1 protein-coding gene is annotated in these 438 nt (G+C 71.7%); it reads right to left on the bottom strand.

All coding sequences use genetic code 11. From position 1 onward, the window contains the following. Nucleotides 1-438, bottom strand: a 438-nt coding sequence (locus tag EQG76_RS04470; protein WP_159710969.1) for an efflux RND transporter periplasmic adaptor subunit, incomplete at both ends; no start/stop codon positions are given.

The following is a 438-nucleotide window of genomic DNA, read 5'->3' as shown; positions in this document are numbered from 1 at the left end:
GACAGCGACGATCGTCGCGAGCACGCCGCTGGACGGCGTCACCAGCGTGCCCGGGTCCAGTGCGGCCTGGCTGATCCGGCCGGCGATTGGGGCGGTGATGGTGGTGTAGCCGAGGTTGAGCTCGGCCTGCGCCAGGGCCGCCTGCGCCTGCAGGACCGCGCCGTCCGCATCACCCTTCTTCGCGGTGGCCTCGTCCAGCCGGGCCTGGGCGGCGCTCTGGTTGCGCACCAGGGTGGTCTGACGCTGCACCTCGATGTCCGCCAGCCTGGCCGCCGCCTCCGCGCGCTGCAGGCTGCCCTGGGCGGACTTGACTGCCGCCTCGTAGCTGTCCCGCTCGATCTCGAACAGGACGTCGCCCTCGGCCACCACGGCACCCTCGGTGAAGGCGCGGCGATCCAGGAATCCCTCGATCCGCGGGATGATCTCGACCTTCGAGGT

The organism is Geminicoccus flavidas (assembly GCF_009806515.1).
In the GTDB taxonomy this organism is placed as follows: domain Bacteria; phylum Pseudomonadota; class Alphaproteobacteria; order Geminicoccales; family Geminicoccaceae; genus Geminicoccus; species Geminicoccus flavidus.
This window is presented reverse-complemented; position numbering and strand designations above follow the sequence as displayed.